3 rRNA genes are annotated in these 1,011 nt (G+C 45.8%); all 3 read left to right on the top strand.

Annotation, left to right across the window (positions count from 1 at the left end):
- Window positions 1-254 (top strand): 23S ribosomal RNA (locus B853_RS15995); the annotation flags it as partial.
- A gap of 88 nt (window positions 255-342) precedes the next feature.
- Window positions 343-459, top strand: a 5S ribosomal RNA gene (gene rrf, locus B853_RS15990).
- Between the two features lie 316 nt (window positions 460-775).
- Window positions 776-1,011: ribosomal RNA gene (locus B853_RS15985) — 16S ribosomal RNA — on the top strand; the annotation flags it as partial.

Below are 1,011 nucleotides of genomic sequence, written 5' to 3'. Positions count from 1 at the left end.
CCCAGTACGAGAGGACCGGAGTGGACGAACCTCTGGTGTTCGGGTTGTGTCGCCAGACGCATTGCCCGGTAGCTAAGTTCGGAATCGATAACCGCTGAAAGCATCTAAGCGGGAAGCGAGCCCTGAGATGAGTCTTCCCTGATACTTTAAGTATCCTAAAGGGTTGTTCGAGACTAGAACGTTGATAGGCAGGGTGTGTAAGCGTTGTGAGGCGTTGAGCTAACCTGTACTAATTGCCCGTGAGGCTTAACCATACAACACCCAAGGGGTTTTGATGGACTCAATGTAAGAACATTGAATGTGTTAAGAACTGAAAACAGCTTTCCAGAATTAAAGAATTTGCTTGGCGACCATAGCGATTTGGACCCACCTGATTTCCATTCCGAACTCAGAAGTGAAACGAATTAGCGCCGATGGTAGTGTGGGGCTTCCCCATGTGAGAGTAGGACATCGCCAGGCTTTATTTCGCACTTGCTTATTTAATAAGCAAGTCACCATAAAGTTCTAAATTATTTTAGAGTTTTATGTTGACTTTCAAAGTGGGAAGCGTATTATACGCACCTCGCTGAGACACTAACGTGTTGAAAGCCAAGCTCTTTAACAATATAGACCTATCAATCTGTGTGGGCACTCGTTGATGATAATCCAATTAGATACTTCGGTATCAAATTAGGTTTCAATGAAACGAAGTGACCATTGAGTCGAAAGACTCAGCACAGTCAATTCAAACATTACTTATGTAATGTTCAGTATTCATTGAGCCGAACAAAATCTTAAATTGAAGAGTTTGATCATGGCTCAGATTGAACGCTGGCGGCAGGCCTAACACATGCAAGTCGAGCGGAAACGAGTTATCTGAACCTTCGGGGAACGATAACGGCGTCGAGCGGCGGACGGGTGAGTAATGCCTAGGAAATTGCCCTGATGTGGGGGATAACCATTGGAAACGATGGCTAATACATAATGCCTACGGGCCAAAGAGGGGGACCTTCGGGCCTCTCGCGTCAGGAT

The organism is Vibrio rotiferianus CAIM 577 = LMG 21460 (genome assembly GCF_002741985.1).
Lineage (GTDB): Bacteria > Pseudomonadota > Gammaproteobacteria > Enterobacterales > Vibrionaceae > Vibrio > Vibrio rotiferianus.
This window is presented reverse-complemented; position numbering and strand designations above follow the sequence as displayed.